Here is an 18,503-nt window from a genome sequence, read left to right on the forward strand (position 1 = left end):
ACAAGGGCGCGATTGTAGCGTAAATGCTCGAAGCATTTGGGGCCGCATAGCGGCCCCATTGGATCAGATCAGTGCGTGAGTGAAGCTTGCTCGGGCTTCCCACGCGGCGCGCACCGGGCCGAATGAGCGCCGATGGATGGGAGTGGGGCCCAGCCGCGCCAAGGCCTCCAGGTGCACTGCAGTAGGGTAGCCTTTGTGCCCGCCGATGCCGTAGCCAGGGTAGATCAGCTCGAATGCGCTCATCTCCCGATCCCGGGTCACCTTGGCCAGAATCGATGCGGCGGCAATGGCCGGCACCTGGCTGTCGCCCTTGACCACCGGTGCAGCCGGAACGGCCAGTTGCGGGCAACGATTACCGTCGATCAAGGCCAGCTTCGGTGTGATGTGCAGCCCTTCAACCGCACGCTGCATGGCCAGCATGGTGGCATGCAGGATGTTGAGCCGGTCGATTTCATCGACTTCAGCGCGGGCGATGCAAAAGCTCAACGCTTTTTCACATATTTCGTCGAACAATGCCTCACGCCTGGCTTCGGTGAGTTTCTTCGAATCGTTCAAGCCCAGGATCGGCCGAGCCGGATCGAGAATGACCGCCGCCGTGACCACTGCACCACACAGCGGGCCGCGCCCGACCTCGTCAACGCCGGCCACCAGGTCTTCGACCAAGTTGAAGTCCAATCCAATCTGCATATCAGCGGTCCTTGAGCAAGGCCAGCACTGCATCGGCCGCCTGGTTGGAGGCGTCGCGGCGCAGGGTGCGGTGAATCTCATCGAAGCGTTCGGTCTGCTGGGCACCCCCGGCGATCAGCGGCGCCAAGGTCTGCGCCAAGGCTTCACTGGTCGCGGCATCCTGCAACAGCTCCGGCACCAGCTCACGCTGGGCCAGCAGGTTGGGCAACGAGACGTAAGGGCTTTTCACCAGGCGCTTGAGTATCCAGTAAGTCAAGGGTGCCAGGCGATAGGCAACGACCATCGGGCGCTTGTACAAAAGCGCCTCGAGTGTGGCGGTACCAGAGGCAATCAGCACCGCGTCGCAGGCGGCCAACGCCTGGTGCGACTGACCATCGAGTAAGGTCAACGGCAGGTCGCGACCTGCCAGCATCTGCTCCACCTGAGCACGCCGCGCAAGGTTTGCGCAGGGCAGCACGAACTGCACCCCAGGCACCAGCTCACGCAGGCGCTGAGCGGCATCGAGGAACAGCGTGCCCAGGCGCCCCACCTCACCGCCCCGGCTTCCCGGCATCAACGCCACCACTGGCCCGTCGGCCAGCCCCAGCGCGCTGCGAGCGGCGTGCCGGTCTGCCGTCAACGGGATGGTATCGGCCAAGGGGTGGCCCACGAAGCGCACCGGTACGCCCTGTTCTTCGTAGAAACGCGCCTCGAACGGCAACAGCGTGAGCATCAGGTCGCAACCTTCGCGGATCTTCAGCACACGTTTCTGCCGCCACGCCCAGACTGACGGGCTGACATAGTGCACTGTCTTGATTCCGGCCTGGCGCAGTTTCAGTTCGATGTTAAGGGTGAAGTCTGGCGCGTCGATACCGATGAACACATCGGGCCGTTCGCCGATCAGGGTCTGGACCAGCGCTTTGCGGCGCTTTAGCAGCTCGCGCAGACGCCCCAGTACCTCGACCAGGCCCATGACTGCCAGGCGCTCCATCGGGAAGTACGACTGCAGGCCTTCGGCCTCCATCAGCGGGCCGCCCACGCCGATGAAACGGATATCGGGATGGCGCGCCTTGAGGGCGCGCATCAGCCCGGACCCGAGAATATCGCCGCTGGCCTCACCTGCGACCAGGGCTACGCAAAGCTGCCCCATTTCAGCGGGTGATGCCGCGGGCGGAGTTCACGATCGACTGGCGGAACAGTTCGACCTGATCGTGCTTGGCCGCGAGCTCTTCCAGCTCCTTGACCGCCTCTTCGACAGTCAGGCCTTGGCGGTAGACGATCTTATAGGAGCGGCGCAAGGCATGGATGACCTCATCGCTGAAGCCACGCCGGCGCATGCCTTCGAAGTTCATGCTGCGGGCTTCGGCAGGGCTGCCGAACACCGTGACGAAAGCCGGCACATCCTTGCCGATCGCCGTGCCCATGCCAGAGAACGCATGGGCGCCGATGTGGCAGTACTGATGCACCAGGGTGAAGCCGGAGAGGATCGCCCAGTCACCAACATGCACATGCCCGGCCAACGCGGTGTTGTTGACCAGGATGCAGTGGTTGCCAATGACACTGTCATGGCCTATGTGGGCATAGGCCATGATCAGGTTGTGATCACCCAGGGTGGTTTCCGAACGGTCCTGGACCGTACCACGGTGAATGGTCACACCTTCGCGGATCACGTTGTGGTCGCCGATGACCAGCCGCGTCGGCTCACCCTTGTACTTGAGGTCAGGGGTGTCTTCGCCAATCGATGAAAACTGGTAGATGCGGTTGTGCTTGCCAATCCGGGTCGGGCCTTTGAGCACCACGTGCGGGCCGATGATCGTGCCTTCACCGATTTCGACATCGGGGCCAACGATAGACCACGGGCCAACCTCGACGCCGTCGGCCAGCCTGGCCGACGGGTCGATGATCGCCCTTGGATCAATCGAAGTCATAGGGAGCGTTCCGCACAGGTGATCTCGGCCGAGCATACTGCCTTGCCGTCAACCAGAGCACGGCACTCGAACTTCCAGATCATGCTTTTGCGGCTGAGGAACTTGGCTTCCAGTACCAGCTGGTCGCCTGGCAGCACAGGCTGGCGGAAACGCAGCTTGTCGGAACCAACGAAGTAGTACAGGGTGCCGTCGGCGGGCTTGGCATCGAGCATCTTGAAGCCCAGGATGCCGGCCGCCTGGGCCATGGCTTCGATGATCAGAACACCCGGCATGATCGGGTGCGCTGGGAAATGGCCGTTGAAGAACGGCTCGTTGATGCTGACATTCTTGTAGGCACGAATGCTCTGGGCCTCGAAGTCCAGATCCGTCACGCGATCTACCAGCAGGAACGGGTAGCGGTGAGGCAGGTATTCGCGAATCTCGTTGATGTCCATCATTTCGGGGGGAAGCCTGTAATAAGAATAGGGAGCGCAGGTGCTGACCACACGCTCCTTTTGCAATCCAAAGAGGAGCCAGCTAGCGACTGTTCACTCTTGCTCAGGAAATGGTATCAGCCTTCTGATGCCGGCTGGCCACCTGAGGTCACGGTATCGACACGTTTTTCCACCTGCTGGAGGCGCTTGGCCATGTCATCGAGCTGACGAATACGCGCCGCGCTCTTGCGCCAGTCAGCCAATGGCTGCATGGCGGTACCGGATGAATAGGAACCTGGTTCAGTGATCGAACGGGTCACCATGGTCATTCCGGAAATGAATACGTTGTCGCAGATATCGATGTGGCCCACCAGCCCTACACCACCTGCCAGCATGCAATGCTTGCCGATGCGCGCACTGCCCGAGATACCCACGCAGGCAGCCATGGCCGTGTGATCACCGATCTGCACGTTGTGAGCGATCTGGATCTGGTTGTCGAGCTTGACCCCATCGCCGATCCGGGTATCCGACAGTGCACCACGGTCAACGGCGGTGTTGACGCCAATTTCCACGTCGTCACCGATGGTGACGCCGCCTATCTGGGCAATCTTGCGCCAGATACCCTTCTCGTTGGCAAACCCGAAGCCTTCGCCGCCGATAACGGCACCCGACTGAATGACTACGCGCTTGCCAATGGTCACGTCGTGATACAGCGTGACCCGCGGTGCCAGCCAGCCACCCTCACCGATCACACAGCGTGCGCCAATGAAGCAGTGAGCGCCGATGCAGACACCAGCACCGATGCGCGCACCGCTTTCGATGACCGCGAACGGCCCGACACTTGCACTGGCGTCCACCTGCGCGTCCTCAGCCACCACGGCGCTGGGATGAATACCCGCCACAGCCTTGGGTTTGGGGTCGAACAGATGAGAAATACGCGCATAGGCCAGGTACGGGTCGGCCACGATCAGCGCATGGCCGGCAAAACCTTCGGCATCGGCCGCCTTGAGCAGGACGGCCGCAGCCTGGCAGTCGTCCAGGTACTTGCGGTACTGCGGGTTGGCCAGAAAGCTCAACTGACCCGGGCCAGCCTCCTGCAAGGTGGCCAGCCCAGTGATCTGCAGCGCCTCAGGGCCTTTCAGTGTGGCCCCGAGGGCCTCGGCCAGCTGGCCGAGCGTCATGGTCACGGTCATATCAACGCGCTTGGTTCATACGCTCGATAACTTGGCGGGTGATGTCGTACTGAGGTTTGACATCGATGACCGCACCGCGCTCGAGAACCAGGTCGTAGCCGCCCTTCTTGATCACTTCCTCGACAGCACCGTCCAGCTTGGGCTTGAGCTGCTTGAGCATGTCGCGGTCAGCAACGGCCTTGGCCTCGTTCAGCTCCTTGGACTGGAACTGGAAGTCACGGGCTTTTTGCTTGAATTCCAGCTCCAGGCGCTCGCGCTCTTGCTGTTGCATCTTGTCGCCGCCCTTGATCAGACGGTCCTGAATGCCCTTGGCGCTGCTTTCCAGGCTTTTCAGTTTGGTCAGCTGCGGGCCGAACTTTTTCTCGGCGTCGACCGCGTACTTCTTGGCGGCATCGGATTCGAGCAGGGCCATCTGATAGTTCAGCACAGCGACTTTCATTTCGGCGAAAGCCGGGGTGGCGACCAGCGCCGCGGCCACTACGGCCAGTTGAGCCAATTTACGCACGATGCACTCCTGGAAAAACCGTTGTCGTTAAGCAAGGGCCGACCTTAGAAGGTCTGGCCCAGAGAGAATTGGAACACCTGGGTGTCAGCATCGTCCGGCTTCTTGACCGGCATCGCCAGGCTGAAGCTCAACGGGCCCAGTGCAGTGATCCAGGTCACACCCAAACCGACGGAGCTGGCCATGCCCGAGAAACCGACCTTCTCGCAATCAGGCTTGCTGCCGCAGTTGGTGTCGAACACGTTACCTACGTCCCAGAACACCGAGGTCCGCAGCGAGCGCTGATCCTTGACGAACGGAAGCGGGAACAGCAGCTCCACACCACCCTGGACCAGCACGTTGCCACCGAACGGCAGTGGGTCTTGGTCCGGATCCTTGATCGTACCTGGGTTTGTACCCTGACTTGGCGTACTGCGCGGACCAAGAGTGCTGTCTTTGAAGCCACGCACAGAGTTGAAGCCACCAGCATAGTAGTTCTCGTAGAACGGCAAGCCCGAGGTGCCACCGAAACCATCACCATAGCCCAGTTCCGTGTGCAGGCGCAGGGTGTAGTCGCTGGTAATCGGCTTGAACAACTGGCCGCGGTAGTCGAGCTTGTAGAACGACAGATCACTACCCGGAATGGTGCTCTCCAGGGTCAGGCTCTGGGAGTGACCGCGGGTTGCCAGGACACCTTTGTTCAGGGTCGACTCGGACCAGCCGATCGAGGCCTTGAAGTTGGTGAAGCTTTTACCTTCCTTCTCGAGGAAGTCGAAGATCTCGTCGACGGTGTACTTACCAGTCTTGATCTTGTCCTGCTGAACGCTCAGGCCATAGGTCAGGCGCGAGGTTTCGCTGATCGGGTAGCCGAGGCTCACACCGGCACCCAGGCTATCCACGGCATAGCTGGCCACGTCGACGTCGAGGTCGCTGTAGTCGGTGCTGCGGTAGAAGGCGTTGTAGCCCAGGCTCACGCCGTCGGCAGTGAAGTAGGGGTCAACGAAGCCGAAGTTGTAGCGGGTCTGGTATTCCGAACGGGTCAGGCCGATGGATACCTTGTTACCGGTGCCGAGGAAGTTGGTCTGGCTGATCGAGCCACCCAGGATCAGGCCAGCGCTCTGGGCGAAACCGACACTGGCGGTGATCGAGCCGGAAGCTTGCTCTTCGACACTGTAGTTGACGTCGACCTGGTCGTCGGTGCCTGGCACGGCCGGGGTTTCGACGTTGACTTCCTTGAAGAAGCCCAGGCGCTCCAGACGAGTCTTGGACTGGTCGATCAGGTAGGTCGACGCCCAGCCACCTTCCATCTGGCGCATCTCGCGGCGCAGCACTTCGTCTTCGGTCTTGGTGTTGCCGCGGTAGTTGATACGGTTGACGTACGCGCGCTTGCCAGGGTCCACCACGAACATGATGTCGACGGTATGGTCCTGATCGTTGGGCTGCGGCACGCCGTTGACGTTGGCGAAGGTATAGCCTTCGTTGCCCAGGCGACGGGTGATCAGCTCGGAGGTGGTGGTCATCACCTTGCGCGAGAACACCTGGCCAGGCTGCACCAGCAGCAACGACTTGACCTGGTCTTCCGGCACCTTGAGGTCACCCGACAGCTTCACGTCGCGAACGGTGTACTTTTCGCCTTCGTTGACGTTGACGGTGATGTAGACGTGCTTCTTGTCCGGGGTGATCGACACCTGGGTAGAGGCGATGTCCATGTTGATGTAGCCGCGGTCTAGGTAGTAGGAACGCAGGCGCTCCAGGTCACCGGACAGTTTTTCGCGGGCGTACTTGTCGTCGTTCTTGAAGAACGACAACCAGTTGGTGGTCTTGAGCTCGAACAGCTGCTGCAACTCTTCGTCGCTGAACACCGTGTTGCCAACAATGTTGATGTGCTGGATGGCAGCGACGGTGCCTTCGTTGATCTTGATCTTCAGGGCTACGCGGTTGCGCGGCTGGGGCACCACTTCAGCGTCTACCTCGGCCGAGTAGCGGCCCTGGGCAACGTACTGGCGCTGCAGCTCGTTGCGCACGCCTTCAAGGGTAGCACGCTGGAAGATCTCGCCCTCAGCCAGGCCCGACTGCTTCAGGCCCTTCATCAGGTCGTCGGTGCTGATCGCCTTGTTGCCTTCGATCTCGATGCTCGACACCGACGGGCGCTCGACCACGTTGATGATCAGTACATTACCGTCGCGGTTGAGCTGAATGTCCTGGAAGAAGCCAGTCTTGAACAGCGAGCGGGTGGAGTCCACCAGACGCTTGTCGTCGGCCTGGTCGCCAACGTTCAGCGGCAAAGCGCCGAACACGCTGCCAGCGGATACCCGCTGCAGGCCGGTGACACGAATATCGGAGATGGTGAAGGACTCGGCGTGAACTTCAGCGATCATCAGTGCGGACATGACCGCAGTTAGCAGCAGACGTTTCATGAAGTCCTTTTATTCCAACTGGCAATAAACAACCGCCGTATGGAAACGGCAGGCTCGCAATTGTGCGAAGCTTTTATAGTCGACCCAGATCGTTGATCAGGGCGAGCAACATCACCCCTACGACCAAACTGATACCGATCTGAATCCCCCAACCTTGCACCCGTTCCGACAGCGGACGACCGCGCGCCCACTCGACCAGGTAAAACAGCAAATGCCCCCCATCCAGTACTGGAATGGGCAGCAGGTTAAGAACCCCCAGGCTTATGCTCAGGTAGGCCAGGAAATTCAGGAAATCCCCCACGCCGGACTGGGCTGAAGCGCCCGCCACTTTAGCAATGGTTATCGGTCCACTCAAGTTTTTTACCGAGAGCTCCCCGAACAGCATTTTCTTGAGCGACTCGAGGGTCAGCACGCTCATGTTCCAGGTACGCGATAGGCCTTCGCCAACGGCATCCAGCGGCCCATAGCTGACTTCTCGTAGCATGTTTGCCGGCCATTCGCCGCCCTTCACGCCTGCCCCCAGGTAGCCACCGACAGCCTTGCCTTCCCCTTTGTGAGCCAGGGTGACCGGCACATCCAGGGCCGCGCCATCGCGCTCGACGCGCAACACCACAGCGGCATCCGGCCGGGCGCGGACGCTGTCCACCACTTGCTGCCAATCGTTCAACGCCGCCCCGTCGAGGGCAAGCAGTTTGTCGCCGACCTTCAGGCCAGCAGATGCCGCTGGGCCCTTCGGGTCGATCTCGGCAAGCACCGGAGACACCATAGGCCGCCACGGGCGCAGGCCCAGGGACTGGATAGGGTCAGGCTCGTCGGCACCTTTGAGCCAATGATCCAGTTTGATTGGCAGTTGGCGCTCGGCACTGCTGCCCTCGTCACGCACACCGAGCTGCAAAGTGCCGCTCTCGCCCAGGCGCCTGACCAGCTGCAGATTGATGGCTGACCAACCGCTGGTCGCCTTGCCATCGACCGAGACAATTTCCTGACCGGCGGCCAGGCCAGCAGAAGCGGCCAAGCTTCCCGGCTCGACGCCACCGATCACCGGACGGATCTGCTGCGTGCCGAGCATGGCCAGCAGCCAGAAGAACACGATGGCCAACAGGAAGTTGGCAATCGGGCCTGCGGCCACGATCGCAATGCGCTGGCGCACCGACTTGCGATTGAACGCCTGGTCGGCCAGTGCCGTCGGCACATCGCCTTCGCGCTCATCGAGCATCTTCACGTAGCCACCCAGCGGGATGGCGGCCACCACGAACTCGGTGCCCTGGCGATCATGCCAGCGCAGCAGTGGTGTACCGAAGCCCACGGAGAACCGCAGTACTTTGACACCGCAGCGCCGGGCTACCCAGAAGTGGCCAAACTCGTGGAATGTGACCAATACACCCAGGGCCACCAGGGTGCCGACAATCATGTAGAGCGCAGTCATATCTATCTCCGAATGACGTTCAGCAGAACCCTGGCAGCGCCACCGGCCTCAACGGCCATGTCGCCTCAGCCACTCGCGCGCCAATTCGCGCGCACGTTGGTCGGCGGCAAATACAGCCTCCAGCGACAGCAAAGGCACGACAGGTTCTTGCTCAAGCACCTGCTCGATCATACTCGCGATCTCCGGGAAGCGGATACGCCGCTGGAGAAATGCCTCGACCGCGACCTCATTGGCCGCGTTGAGCACCGCAGGTGCACTGTCACCCGCTTCAGCTGCCTGTCGCGCCAGGCGCAGGCACGGGAAGCGCAGCTCGTCAGGCGCCTGGAAGTCCAGGCGGGCGATGGCGAATAAATCCAGCGGGGCAACACCCGACTCGATACGCTCAGGCCAAGCCAGTGCGTTGGCGATGGGCGTGCGCATATCCGGGTTGCCCAACTGAGCCAGCACCGAGCCATCGACGTAGTCGACCAGCGAGTGGATCACGCTTTGAGGATGCACCACCACTTCGACCTTGGCCGGCGCTGCATCGAATAGCCAGCAGGCTTCGATCAGTTCCAGGCCTTTGTTCATCATGCTGGCCGAGTCCACCGAAATCTTCCGGCCCATTGACCAGTTGGGGTGGGCGCAAGCTTGCTCAGGGGTGACGTCGACCAAGGCCGGCAGCGGTGTTTCGCGAAACGGACCACCCGAGGCGGTCAGCAAGATGCGGCGCACACCTACCTGGCTCAGGCCACGGGCGTAATCGCCCGGCAGGCACTGGAAAATGGCGTTGTGTTCACTGTCGATCGGCAACAGTACCGCACCACTGCGGCGCACCGCCTCCATGAACAAAGCGCCGGACATCACCAGCGCCTCCTTGTTGGCCAGCAGCACCTTCTTGCCCGCCTCGACCGCAGCCAAGGTCGGGCGCAGGCCGGCGGCACCGACGATGGCCGCCATTACTGCATCCACCTGCGGTGCGGCTGCAACCTCGCACAGCCCGGCCTCCCCTTCCAGCACTTGGGTAGCGCAGCCAGCATCGGCCAGCCCCAGGCGCAGGCGCACCGCAGCCTCAGGGTTGGGTACCACGGCATAAGCCGGGCGATGCTGAACGCACAGAGCCAGCAGGTCATCGATACGGGTGTAGCCGCTCAACGCATAGACCTGGTAGCGCTCAGGGTGGCGCGCAATCACATCCAGGGTGCTCAGGCCAATCGAGCCTGTAGCGCCCAGCACGGTAATCCGCTGCACGGTGCTCACATAACACCCCATTCAGCGGCCCACAGCAGCACGGCAAAGACCGGGATGGCTGCGGTCAGGCTATCGATGCGATCGAGCACACCGCCGTGTCCAGGCAGCAGGTTGCTGCTGTCCTTGATACCGGCGCGGCGCTTGAACATGCTCTCGGTCAAATCACCGATCACCGAAGACATGACCACCAGGGCCGCGCCCAGCAACCCCAGCAGCAATTGGCCGAAGCCCCAGCCACGGTTGATACCGACCACAAGGGTGATCGCCAGGCTGACCGCCAGGCCACCATATACCCCTTCCCAGCTCTTGCCGGGGCTTACCTGTGGGGCGAGCTTGCGTTTGCCAAAGGCACGACCGGAGAAATAGGCGCCGATGTCGGCAGCCCAGACCAGCACCATCACCGACAAAATCAGCCAATTACCTAGCTGCCAGTGCTTGAGCAGCATCAGGCCTTGCCAGGCAGGCAGCAGGATCAACAGGCCGATCAACAGCTTGCAAGCGGCGCTGGCCCATAGTTCGCTGCTGCGTGGGTAGGTCAGTACCAGCCAGGTGGCCAACCCCCACCAGATGACCGAAGCCCCGAGCACCCACGGGGCCAGGTCCGGCATCAGGTGCAGCAGCATCAGCGCGCCAGCGACCACCGCGGCATAGGCGATACGCAGAGGCTGAGCCACAAGCCCGGCCAGACGCGCCCATTCCCAGGCACCCAGGGTCACCACGAAGCCGATGAACAGGGCGAAATCCCCGCCGTTGAGCAGAAAGAAACCGCCCAGCGCGACCGGCAGCAGGATCAGCGCTGTAATGATGCGTTGTTTAAGCATTAAGCACGAGCTCCAGCCTCGACCTGCTCGCTGGTCTTACCGAAGCGGCGCTGGCGCGATGCGAATTCGGCCAGTGCTTTGCGCATGGCCTCGTGTTTGAAATCCGGCCAGTACAGGTCGGAGAAATACAGCTCGGCATACGCCAGCTGCCATAGCAGGAAGTTGCTGATGCGGTGCTCACCACCGGTACGGATGCACAGGTCAGGCAAAGGCAGCTCGCCGGTGGCCAGGCAAGTCTGCAGCAACCCCGGGGTGATGTCGTCAGGCCGCAAATGGCCTGCCTGAACCTCACGCGCCAGGCGCTGGGCAGCTTGCGCGATATCCCACTGGCCACCGTAGTTTGCGGCGATCTGCAGGATGAAGCGGTTGTTGCCAGCAGTCAGCGCTTCGGCTTCGCGCATGGCGGCCTGCAACTCGGGGTGAAAGCGTGAGCGATCGCCGATGATGCGCAGGCTGATGTTGTTCTCGTTGAGGCGCCGTGCCTCCCGGCGCAAAGCCGTGAAAAACAGCTCCATCAACGCACCGACCTCGTCGGCCGGACGTTGCCAGTTTTCACTGGAGAATGCGAACAGGGTCAGCACTTCGACCCCAGACTCGGCGCACACTTCGATGACTGCGCGCACCGCGTCGACGCCAGCCTTGTGCCCGGCGACGCCGGGCAACAGGCGCTTCTTCGCCCAGCGGTTGTTGCCATCCATGATGATCGCGACGTGACGCGGCACCGAAAGTGGTGCCGCCAACTTGGACTTTTCCATTAAAAAACCTCGGCCTTAGACGGCCATCAGGTCCTTTTCCTTGGCTTTGAAAGCAGCATCGACTTCGGCGACGAATTTGTCGGTCAGCTTCTGGATTTCATCTGCGGCGCGACGTTCTTCGTCTTCGCTGATGGCCTTGTCCTTGGTCAGCTTTTTCAGGTCGGCAAGGGCATCGCGGCGCACGTTGCGCACAGCCACTTTGGCATCTTCGGCAACGCTACTGGCCTGCTTGGTGTAGCCCTTGCGGGTTTCTTCGGTCAGAGCCGGCATCGGCACACGGATGGTGGTACCGGCGCTGGACGGATTCAGGCCCAGGTCGGAAGTCAGGATGGCCTTTTCGATGGCAGCGCTGAGGTTCTTGTCGTGGGCGACAATCTTCAGGGTGCGGGCGTCTTCGACGGTAATCGCGGCCACCTGGTTCAGCGGCATCTCGCTACCCCAGGCAGTGACCCTGACGCTATCCAGGATGCTTGGGTGGGCGCGACCGGTGCGGATCGCCGCCAGGTTACGAGCCAGGGCTTCGATGGACTTGCCCATGCGCTCCTGCGCGTCTTTCTTGATGTCGTTGATCATGCTTGGCCTTCCTCGATCAGAGTACCTTCGGCGCCACCAACTACGATGTTCAGCAGGGCGCCAGGCTTGTTCATGTTGAATACCCGCAATGGCATCTTGTGGTCACGGCACAGGCAGATTGCGGTCAGGTCCATCACGCCAAGCTTGCGATCCAGGACCTCGTCGTAGGTCAGGTGATCGAACTTCTCGGCATGCGGATCCTTGAATGGATCGGCAGTGTACACGCCATCGACCTTGGTCGCCTTCAGCACCACGTCGGCATCGATTTCGATGGCGCGCAGGCAGGCTGCAGAGTCGGTGGTGAAGAACGGGTTGCCGGTACCAGCAGAGAAAATTACCACATCCCCGGAGTTGAGGTGGCGAATAGCTTTGCGACGGTCGTAATGATCGGTCACACCGACCATGGAAATAGCCGACATGACCAGGGCCGGGATGTTCGAACGCTCCAGCGCATCGCGCATGGCCAATGCGTTCATCACGGTGGCGAGCATGCCCATGTGATCGCCCGTGACACGGTCCATGCCGGCTGCGCTGAGCGCTGCGCCGCGGAACAGGTTGCCACCACCGATCACCAAGCCGACCTGAACGCCGATCCCTACCAACTGGCCAACTTCCAGGGCCATGCGGTCCAGCACCTTCGGGTCGATCCCGAAGTCTTCCGAGCCCATCAGGGCCTCGCCGCTAAGTTTGAGCAAAATGCGTTTATAGCGAGGTTGGCGACCACTCACCTGCTGAGCCATTGCGAGTCTCTCCTGCGGCGTACTTTTAGAAAATTCGTGCGGGCTGTTTGCAGCCTGCTAACTGTAGCGTGGCACCGATGTGGCGCCAGCGAAGACGAGGCTCGATAAACCCCTTCTCCGTTTGACAAAGAGGCTGCGCGCGTGAGCGGGCAGCCTCTTTGGGGCGACAGACGGGGCTGTCTTACTGCTTGGCAGCAGCTACCTGAGCGGCAACTTCAGCAGCGAAGTCGTCGACCGGCTTCTCGATGCCTTCGCCAACTTTGAAGTAGGTGAAGGAAACGATTTCAGCGCCAGCTTTCTTGGCCAGCTCGCCGACTTTGACTTCTGGGTTCATGACGAAGGCCTGCTCTTTGAGCGAAGCTTCGGCTTTGAACTTGGTGATACGACCGTTGATCATGTTCTCAACGATGTTTTCTGGCTTGCCAGCGATCTTGTCAGCGTTCAGCTGCAGGAAGACGTTCTTCTCGCGCTCGATGGCCTCGGCGGAGATTTCCGACGAATCCAGGAACTCTGGGTTCGAAGCTGCAACGTGCATGGCGATGTTCTTGGCCAGCTCGATGTCGCCGCCCTTCAGAACAACGGCAGCACCGATCTTGTTGCCGTGCAGGTAGGCACCGACAACGTCGCCTTCAACACGCACCAGGCGGCGGATGTTGACGTTTTCGCCGCACTTGGCGACCAGGGCTTCACGAGCAGCTTCGCGCGAGGCGATCAGCGGGGCAGCGTCGGTCAGTTTCTGAGCGAAGGCTTCTTCCAGGCTTTCGGCCACGAAGTTCTTGAAGTCGTCTTGCAGGGCCAGGAAGTCGGTCTGCGAGTTCACTTCCAGCAGAACGGCGGCTTTGCCGTCGGTCTTGACGGCGATGGCGCCTTCAGCAGCCACGTTGCCAGCCTTTTTGGCGGCCTTGATGGCGCCCGAAGCACGCATGTCGTCAATGGCTTTCTCGATGTCGCCGCCGGCCTTTTCCAGGGCCTTCTTGCAATCCATCATGCCTTCGCCGGTACGCTCGCGCAGTTCTTTGACCAGCGCCGCAGTAATTGCTGCCATTTCAAAATCCTCTTGGAAAGTTTTTCAACCATTCCACCCGCTCGTCACGGGCGTTAAATTCTGCAAATCGCTGCCTTTATATCAGCTCGCCCATCATGCAGGGCCGAAGCTGACAGCAGGATTTCAAGGTGGCAAAAAGGGGGCAAAGCCCCCTTTTTGCGTGCCAAGTAGACGCTAGCGCCTATTACTCAGCAGCAGGTGCAGCCGCTTCTTCAGCGTAGACTTCAGTGCCACCGGCAACGTTGTTGCGGCCGCGGATGACGGCGTCAGCCATCGAAGTCATGTACAGCTCGATAGCGCGAATGGCGTCATCGTTACCTGGGATAACGAAGTCAACACCTTCTGGGCTGCTGTTGGTATCGACAACGCCGATGACCGGGATGCCCAGCTTGTTGGCTTCGGTGATAGCAATGCGCTCGTGGTCAACGTCGATCACGAACAGGGCATCAGGCAGGCCGCCCATGTCCTTGATACCGCCCAGGCTGCGATCCAGTTTTTCCAGGTCGCGCGAACGCATCAGAGCTTCTTTCTTGGTCAGCTTGGCGAAGGTGCCATCTTCGGCCTGGGTTTCCAGGTCGCGCAGACGCTTGATCGAAGCACGGATGGTCTTGTAGTTGGTCAGCATGCCGCCCAACCAACGGTGGTCAACGTATGGCGAACCTGCGCGAGCTGCTTGCTCGGCGACGATCTTGCCAGCGGAACGCTTGGTGCCGACGAACAGGATCTTGTTCTTGCCCTGGGCCAGGCGCTCTACGAACGACAGAGCGTCGTTGAACATCGGCAGGGTTTTTTCCAGGTTGATGATGTGGATCTTGTTGCGCGCACCGAAAATGTACTTGCCCATTTTCGGGTTCCAGTAACGGGTCTGGTGACCGAAGTGCACACCGGCCTTCAGCATATCGCGCATGTTGACTTGGGACATGATAGTTCCTTGATAAGTCGGGTTGGGCCTCCACGTATCCCAATGACCAACCCACGAATCCTTGAATCCGGGGCACCCAGGCCATCGTGTCGACACGTGTGTGGGTTTGAGCTGACGGGGTCGGCCCCGAAAGCGGCGCACTTTATACCACAGACTGCCAGCGAACGAAACCCAGATCAGGTTGCGTCCGTCAGCCGTTTTTGCAGCACCCTGGCAAACAGGCCAGAATGCCTCCTGTAGACCGCAGCGTTCCCGCGTTTATCCGGCAGAATGCCGCCCTGCTCTGCTAGAATCCGGCCTTTCCCGTTTTTTCGCGCCGCCTGCGGCGCCGTAGAGAGCCTGTAATGACCGTCACCATCAAGACTGCTGAAGACATCGAGAAGATGCGCATCGCCGGCCGCCTGGCCGCCGAGGTGCTGGAAATGATCGAAGAACACGTCAAGCCCGGCGTCACCACCGAAGAGCTCGACCGCCTGTGCCACGACTACATCGTCAACGTCCAACAGGCCATTCCGGCGCCCCTCAACTACAAGGGCTACCCGAAATCGATCTGCACCTCGATCAACCACGTGGTCTGCCACGGGATCCCCAACGACAAGCCACTCAAGGACGGTGACACGCTCAACATCGACGTCACCGTGATCAAGGATGGCTATCACGGCGATACCAGCCGGATGTTCCATGTCGGCAACGTGCCAGTCTGGGCCGAGCGCCTGTCCAAGGTCACCCAGGAATGCATGTACAAGGCCATCGAACTGGTCAAGCCCGGTTGCCGCCTGGGCGATATCGGCGAAGTGATCCAGAAGCATGCCGAGAAGAATGGCTTCTCGGTCGTTCGTGAATTCTGTGGCCACGGCATCGGCAAGGTGTTCCATGAAGAGCCGCAGATCCTCCACTACGGCCGCGCCGGCACCGGTATGGAGCTCAAGGAAGGCATGACCTTCACCATCGAGCCGATGATCAACCAGGGCAAGGCTGACACCAAAGTGTTGGGCGACGGCTGGACCGCCATTACCAAGGATCGCAAGCTCTCGGCCCAGTGGGAACACACCCTGGTGGTGACCGCGACCGGTTACGAGATCTTCACCTTGCGCAAGGACGACACCATCCCCCGCACCTCGGCCTGATTGCACTCAAGGCAACCTTTAGACAGGAACGCGACGCAATGCCCCAGGTGGATCCCGAACTGTTCGACCGCGGCCAGTTCCAGGCGGAACTGGCACTCAAGGCGAGCCCCATCGCCGCCTTCAAGAAAGCCATCCGCCAGGCCGGCGAGGTGCTCGATCGGCGTTTTCGCGCAGGGTGCGAAATCCGCCCCCTGATCGAGGCTCGCGCCTGGCTGGTCGACAATATCCTGCAACAAGCCTGGAACCAGTTCGACTGGGGCGACACCAGCGGCATCGCCCTGGTAGCGGTTGGCGGCTATGGTCGCGGCGAGCTGCACCCGCACTCGGACATCGACCTGCTGATCCTGCTTGGCGCCGCCGAACATGAGCAGTACCGCGAGGCCATCGAACGCTTCCTCACGCTGCTCTGGGACATCGGCCTTGAAGTCGGCCAGAGCGTGCGCACCGTCGACGAATGCGCCGAGCAGGCCCGTGCCGACCTGACGGTGATCACCAACCTGATGGAAAGCCGCACCATTGCCGGCCCCGAAGGCCTGCGCCAGCGCATGCTGGATGTCACCAGCACCGCTTACATGTGGCCGAGCAAGGAGTTCTTCCTGGCCAAGCGCGCCGAACTCAAGGCTCGCCACCACAAGTACAACGACACCGAGTACAACCTCGAACCGAACGTCAAAGGCTCACCGGGTGGCTTGCGCGATATCCAGACAGTGCTCTGGGTCGCCCGCCGCCAGTACGGCACGCTGAACCTGCACGCCCTCGCCGGCGAAGGTTTTTTGTTGGAAAGCGAGAACGAACTGCTGGCCTCGTCTCAGGACTTCCTGTGGAGGGTGCGTTACGCCCTGCACATGCTTGCTGGGCGCGCCGAGGACCGCCTGTTGTTCGACCACCAGCGCAGCATCGCCGCGCTGCTCGGTTACAGCGACGACAACCCCAAGCGCGCCATCGAGCAGTTCATGCAGCAGTACTACCGGGTGGTGATGAGCATCAGCCAGTTGTGCGACTTGATCATCCAGCACTTCGAGGAAGTCATCCTCGCCGATGACGACAGCGGCACCACCCAACCACTGAACGCACGCTTTCGCTTGCACGACGGCTATATCGAAGCGACCAAGCCAAACGTGTTCAAGCGTACTCCATTCGCCATGCTGGAGATCTTCGTGCTGATGGCCCAGCACCCGGAGATCAAAGGGGTGCGTGCCGACACCGTGCGCCTGCTGCGCGAGCACCGGCACCTGATCGACGAAACCTTCCGCAACGATATCCGCAACACCAGCCTGTTCATCGAGCTGTTCAAGTGCGAAATCGGCATCCACCGCAACCTCAGGCGGATGAACCGATACGGCATCCTCGGCCGCTATCTGCCGGAATTCGGGCTGATCGTTGGGCAGATGCAGCACGACCTGTTCCACATTTATACGGTCGATGCGCATACCCTCAACCTCATCAAGCACCTGCGCAAGTTGCAGTACACGCCGGTGTCCGAGAAATTCCCGCTGGCCAGCAAACTCATGGGGCGTTTGCCCAAGCCCGAGCTGATCTACCTGGCAGGCCTTTATCACGACATCGGCAAGGGCCGCCAGGGCGACCATTCCGAAATCGGCGCGGTGGATGCGCAGAAGTTCTGCGAACGCCACCAGCTTCCGGCCTGGGACAGCCGGCTGATCGTCTGGTTGGTGCAGAACCACCTGGTGATGTCGACCACCGCTCAGCGCAAGGACCTTTCCGACCCGCAGGTGATCAATGACTTTGCCCTGCACGTCGGTGACGAGACGCGTCTTGACTATCTCTACGTGCTGACCGTGGCCGATATCAACGCCACCAACCCTAGCCTGTGGAACTCATGGCGCGCCAGCCTGCTGCGCCAGCTCTACACCGAAACCAAGCGTGCCCTGCGCCGCGGCCTGGAAAATCCGCTGGACCGCGAGGAACAGATCCGACAGACCCAGTCGGCGGCGCTCGATATTCTGGTGCGCGAGGGCACTGACCCGGACGACGTCGAGCAACTATGGTCGCAATTGGGCGATGACTATTTCCTCAAGCACACCGCCGCGGATGTGGCCTGGCACAGCGATGCCATCCTCCAGCAACCGGCCGACGGTGGCCCGCTAGTACTCATCAAGGAAACCACGCAACGCGAATTCGAAGGCGGCACGCAGATCTTCATCTACGCGCCCGACCAGCACGACTTCTTTGCCGTGACCGTGGCCGCCATGTCACAGCTGAACCTGAACATCCACGATGCGCGGATCATCACCTCCAGCAGCCAGTTCACCCTCGATACCTACATCGTGCTCGACAACGATGGTGGCTCGATCGGCGACAATCCGCAGCGGGTCAAGCAGATCCGCGACGGCCTGACCGAAGCGCTGCGCAACCCCGAGGATTACCCAACCATCATCCAGCGCCGGGTGCCACGCCAGCTCAAGCATTTCAATTTCCCGCCGCAGGTAACCATTCTCAACGATGCCCAGCGCCCGGTGACCATACTCGAGATCACCGCCCCCGACCGCCCTGGCCTGCTGGCGCGGCTGGGGCGGATTTTCCTGGAGTTCGACCTGTCGCTGCAGAATGCCAAGATCGCCACCCTCGGCGAGCGGGTGGAGGACGTGTTCTTCATTACCGATGCCGACAATCAGCCGCTATCCGACCCGCAGCTGTGCAGCCGCCTGCAAGAAGCGATCGTGCAGCAACTGCAGGCCGGCCAAGCCAGTGAAGCCAGCCCGAGCCGTGTGACTTTTTAACGATTAGATGATTGACGAGACCTTG

General features: G+C 61.0%; 17 protein-coding genes. 2 read left to right on the top strand and 15 right to left on the bottom strand.

Going from position 1 to position 18,503, the window contains the following annotated elements; translation table 11 throughout:
* Positions 1-63: 63 nt before the first annotated feature.
* From rnhB to rpsB, 15 genes are all read right to left on the bottom strand, one after another.
* Positions 64-687: a ribonuclease HII gene (gene rnhB, locus J5M56_RS06125; protein ID WP_207870302.1), complete on the bottom strand. Its 624-nt coding sequence runs from the start codon at positions 685-687 to the stop codon at positions 64-66.
* Between the two features lies 1 nt (position 688).
* Entirely contained in the window at positions 689-1,816 is a 1,128-nt protein-coding gene (lpxB, locus tag J5M56_RS06130; RefSeq protein ID WP_207870305.1) for a lipid-A-disaccharide synthase, read from the bottom strand.
* 1 nt (position 1,817) lies between these two features.
* Positions 1,818-2,594 (bottom strand): acyl-ACP--UDP-N-acetylglucosamine O-acyltransferase, encoded by a 777-nt coding sequence (lpxA, locus tag J5M56_RS06135; RefSeq protein ID WP_207870308.1) that lies wholly within the window; start codon positions 2,592-2,594, stop codon positions 1,818-1,820.
* On the bottom strand, positions 2,591-3,031 hold the full coding sequence (fabZ, locus tag J5M56_RS06140; RefSeq protein ID WP_060480150.1) for a 3-hydroxyacyl-ACP dehydratase FabZ: 441 nt from the start codon (positions 3,029-3,031) through the stop codon (positions 2,591-2,593). Before fabZ ends, lpxA begins: the two co-directional genes overlap by 4 nt.
* 113 nt (positions 3,032-3,144) lie before the next feature.
* Positions 3,145-4,200: a UDP-3-O-(3-hydroxymyristoyl)glucosamine N-acyltransferase gene (lpxD, locus tag J5M56_RS06145; protein WP_207870310.1), complete on the bottom strand. Its 1,056-nt coding sequence runs from the start codon at positions 4,198-4,200 to the stop codon at positions 3,145-3,147.
* A 1-nt stretch (position 4,201) separates the two neighbouring features.
* Complete coding sequence (locus tag J5M56_RS06150) at positions 4,202-4,705, bottom strand: OmpH family outer membrane protein (protein WP_003252311.1); 504 nt, start codon at positions 4,703-4,705, stop codon at positions 4,202-4,204.
* A gap of 44 nt (positions 4,706-4,749) precedes the next feature.
* Positions 4,750-7,098 (bottom strand): outer membrane protein assembly factor BamA, encoded by a 2,349-nt coding sequence (gene bamA, locus J5M56_RS06155; protein ID WP_207870312.1) that lies wholly within the window; start codon positions 7,096-7,098, stop codon positions 4,750-4,752.
* Positions 7,099-7,171: 73 nt separating this feature from the next.
* A complete protein-coding gene (gene rseP, locus J5M56_RS06160) occupies positions 7,172-8,524 on the bottom strand; it encodes a sigma E protease regulator RseP (RefSeq protein WP_186477793.1) in 1,353 nt (450 codons plus the stop codon).
* A 48-nt stretch (positions 8,525-8,572) separates the two neighbouring features.
* A complete protein-coding gene (ispC, locus tag J5M56_RS06165; protein WP_207870314.1) occupies positions 8,573-9,763 on the bottom strand; it encodes a 1-deoxy-D-xylulose-5-phosphate reductoisomerase in 1,191 nt (396 codons plus the stop codon).
* Complete coding sequence (locus J5M56_RS06170; protein ID WP_060478346.1) at positions 9,760-10,575, bottom strand: phosphatidate cytidylyltransferase; 816 nt, start codon at positions 10,573-10,575, stop codon at positions 9,760-9,762. The genes ispC and J5M56_RS06170 overlap by 4 nt, the downstream gene beginning before the upstream one ends.
* Entirely contained in the window at positions 10,575-11,330 is a 756-nt protein-coding gene (uppS, locus tag J5M56_RS06175) for a polyprenyl diphosphate synthase (RefSeq protein WP_060478347.1), read from the bottom strand. The genes J5M56_RS06170 and uppS overlap by 1 nt, the downstream gene beginning before the upstream one ends.
* Before the next feature lie 15 nt (positions 11,331-11,345).
* Entirely contained in the window at positions 11,346-11,903 is a 558-nt protein-coding gene (gene frr, locus J5M56_RS06180) for a ribosome recycling factor (protein WP_207870316.1), read from the bottom strand.
* Entirely contained in the window at positions 11,900-12,643 is a 744-nt protein-coding gene (gene pyrH / locus J5M56_RS06185; RefSeq protein ID WP_056796398.1) for a UMP kinase, read from the bottom strand. The genes frr and pyrH overlap by 4 nt, the downstream gene beginning before the upstream one ends.
* A gap of 181 nt (positions 12,644-12,824) precedes the next feature.
* Complete coding sequence (gene tsf, locus J5M56_RS06190; RefSeq protein ID WP_060478350.1) at positions 12,825-13,688, bottom strand: translation elongation factor Ts; 864 nt, start codon at positions 13,686-13,688, stop codon at positions 12,825-12,827.
* A 184-nt stretch (positions 13,689-13,872) separates the two neighbouring features.
* A complete protein-coding gene (rpsB, locus tag J5M56_RS06195; protein WP_027920037.1) occupies positions 13,873-14,610 on the bottom strand; it encodes a 30S ribosomal protein S2 in 738 nt (245 codons plus the stop codon).
* Positions 14,611-14,954: 344 nt separating this feature from the next.
* On the opposite strand from rpsB, the gene map reads away from it, so the two are divergent.
* Together map and J5M56_RS06205 are read left to right on the top strand one after the other, a co-directional pair.
* Positions 14,955-15,737 carry a type I methionyl aminopeptidase gene (gene map / locus J5M56_RS06200; protein WP_003252286.1) on the top strand — a complete coding sequence of 261 codons (783 nt, stop codon included), beginning with the start codon at positions 14,955-14,957 and terminating at the stop codon, positions 15,735-15,737.
* A gap of 38 nt (positions 15,738-15,775) precedes the next feature.
* Entirely contained in the window at positions 15,776-18,478 is a 2,703-nt protein-coding gene (locus J5M56_RS06205) for a [protein-PII] uridylyltransferase (protein WP_186477789.1), read from the top strand.
* Positions 18,479-18,503 lie beyond the last annotated feature (25 nt).

Source organism: Pseudomonas sp. 51_B, assembly GCF_017491595.1.
GTDB lineage: Bacteria > Pseudomonadota > Gammaproteobacteria > Pseudomonadales > Pseudomonadaceae > Aquipseudomonas > Aquipseudomonas promysalinigenes.

What these genes read in the sequence shown, in the direction of transcription:
- frr (WP_207870316.1), bottom strand. Translation starts at nt 11,903, where the DNA reads ATGATCAACGACATCAAGAAAGACGCGCAGGAGCGCATGGGCAAGTCC.
- J5M56_RS06205 (WP_186477789.1), top strand. Translation starts at nt 15,776, where the DNA reads ATGCCCCAGGTGGATCCCGAACTGTTCGACCGCGGCCAGTTCCAGGCG.
- rpsB (WP_027920037.1), bottom strand. Translation starts at nt 14,610, where the DNA reads ATGTCCCAAGTCAACATGCGCGATATGCTGAAGGCCGGTGTGCACTTC.
- rnhB (WP_207870302.1), bottom strand. Translation starts at nt 687, where the DNA reads ATGCAGATTGGATTGGACTTCAACTTGGTCGAAGACCTGGTGGCCGGC.
- tsf (WP_060478350.1), bottom strand. Translation starts at nt 13,688, where the DNA reads ATGGCAGCAATTACTGCGGCGCTGGTCAAAGAACTGCGCGAGCGTACC.
- lpxA (WP_207870308.1), bottom strand. Translation starts at nt 2,594, where the DNA reads ATGACTTCGATTGATCCAAGGGCGATCATCGACCCGTCGGCCAGGCTG.
- bamA (WP_207870312.1), bottom strand. Translation starts at nt 7,098, where the DNA reads ATGAAACGTCTGCTGCTAACTGCGGTCATGTCCGCACTGATGATCGCT.
- rseP (WP_186477793.1), bottom strand. Translation starts at nt 8,524, where the DNA reads ATGACTGCGCTCTACATGATTGTCGGCACCCTGGTGGCCCTGGGTGTA.
- uppS (WP_060478347.1), bottom strand. Translation starts at nt 11,330, where the DNA reads ATGGAAAAGTCCAAGTTGGCGGCACCACTTTCGGTGCCGCGTCACGTC.
- J5M56_RS06170 (WP_060478346.1), bottom strand. Translation starts at nt 10,575, where the DNA reads ATGCTTAAACAACGCATCATTACAGCGCTGATCCTGCTGCCGGTCGCG.
- fabZ (WP_060480150.1), bottom strand. Translation starts at nt 3,031, where the DNA reads ATGATGGACATCAACGAGATTCGCGAATACCTGCCTCACCGCTACCCG.
- lpxB (WP_207870305.1), bottom strand. Translation starts at nt 1,816, where the DNA reads ATGGGGCAGCTTTGCGTAGCCCTGGTCGCAGGTGAGGCCAGCGGCGAT.
- lpxD (WP_207870310.1), bottom strand. Translation starts at nt 4,200, where the DNA reads ATGACCGTGACCATGACGCTCGGCCAGCTGGCCGAGGCCCTCGGGGCC.
- map (WP_003252286.1), top strand. Translation starts at nt 14,955, where the DNA reads ATGACCGTCACCATCAAGACTGCTGAAGACATCGAGAAGATGCGCATC.
- pyrH (WP_056796398.1), bottom strand. Translation starts at nt 12,643, where the DNA reads ATGGCTCAGCAGGTGAGTGGTCGCCAACCTCGCTATAAACGCATTTTG.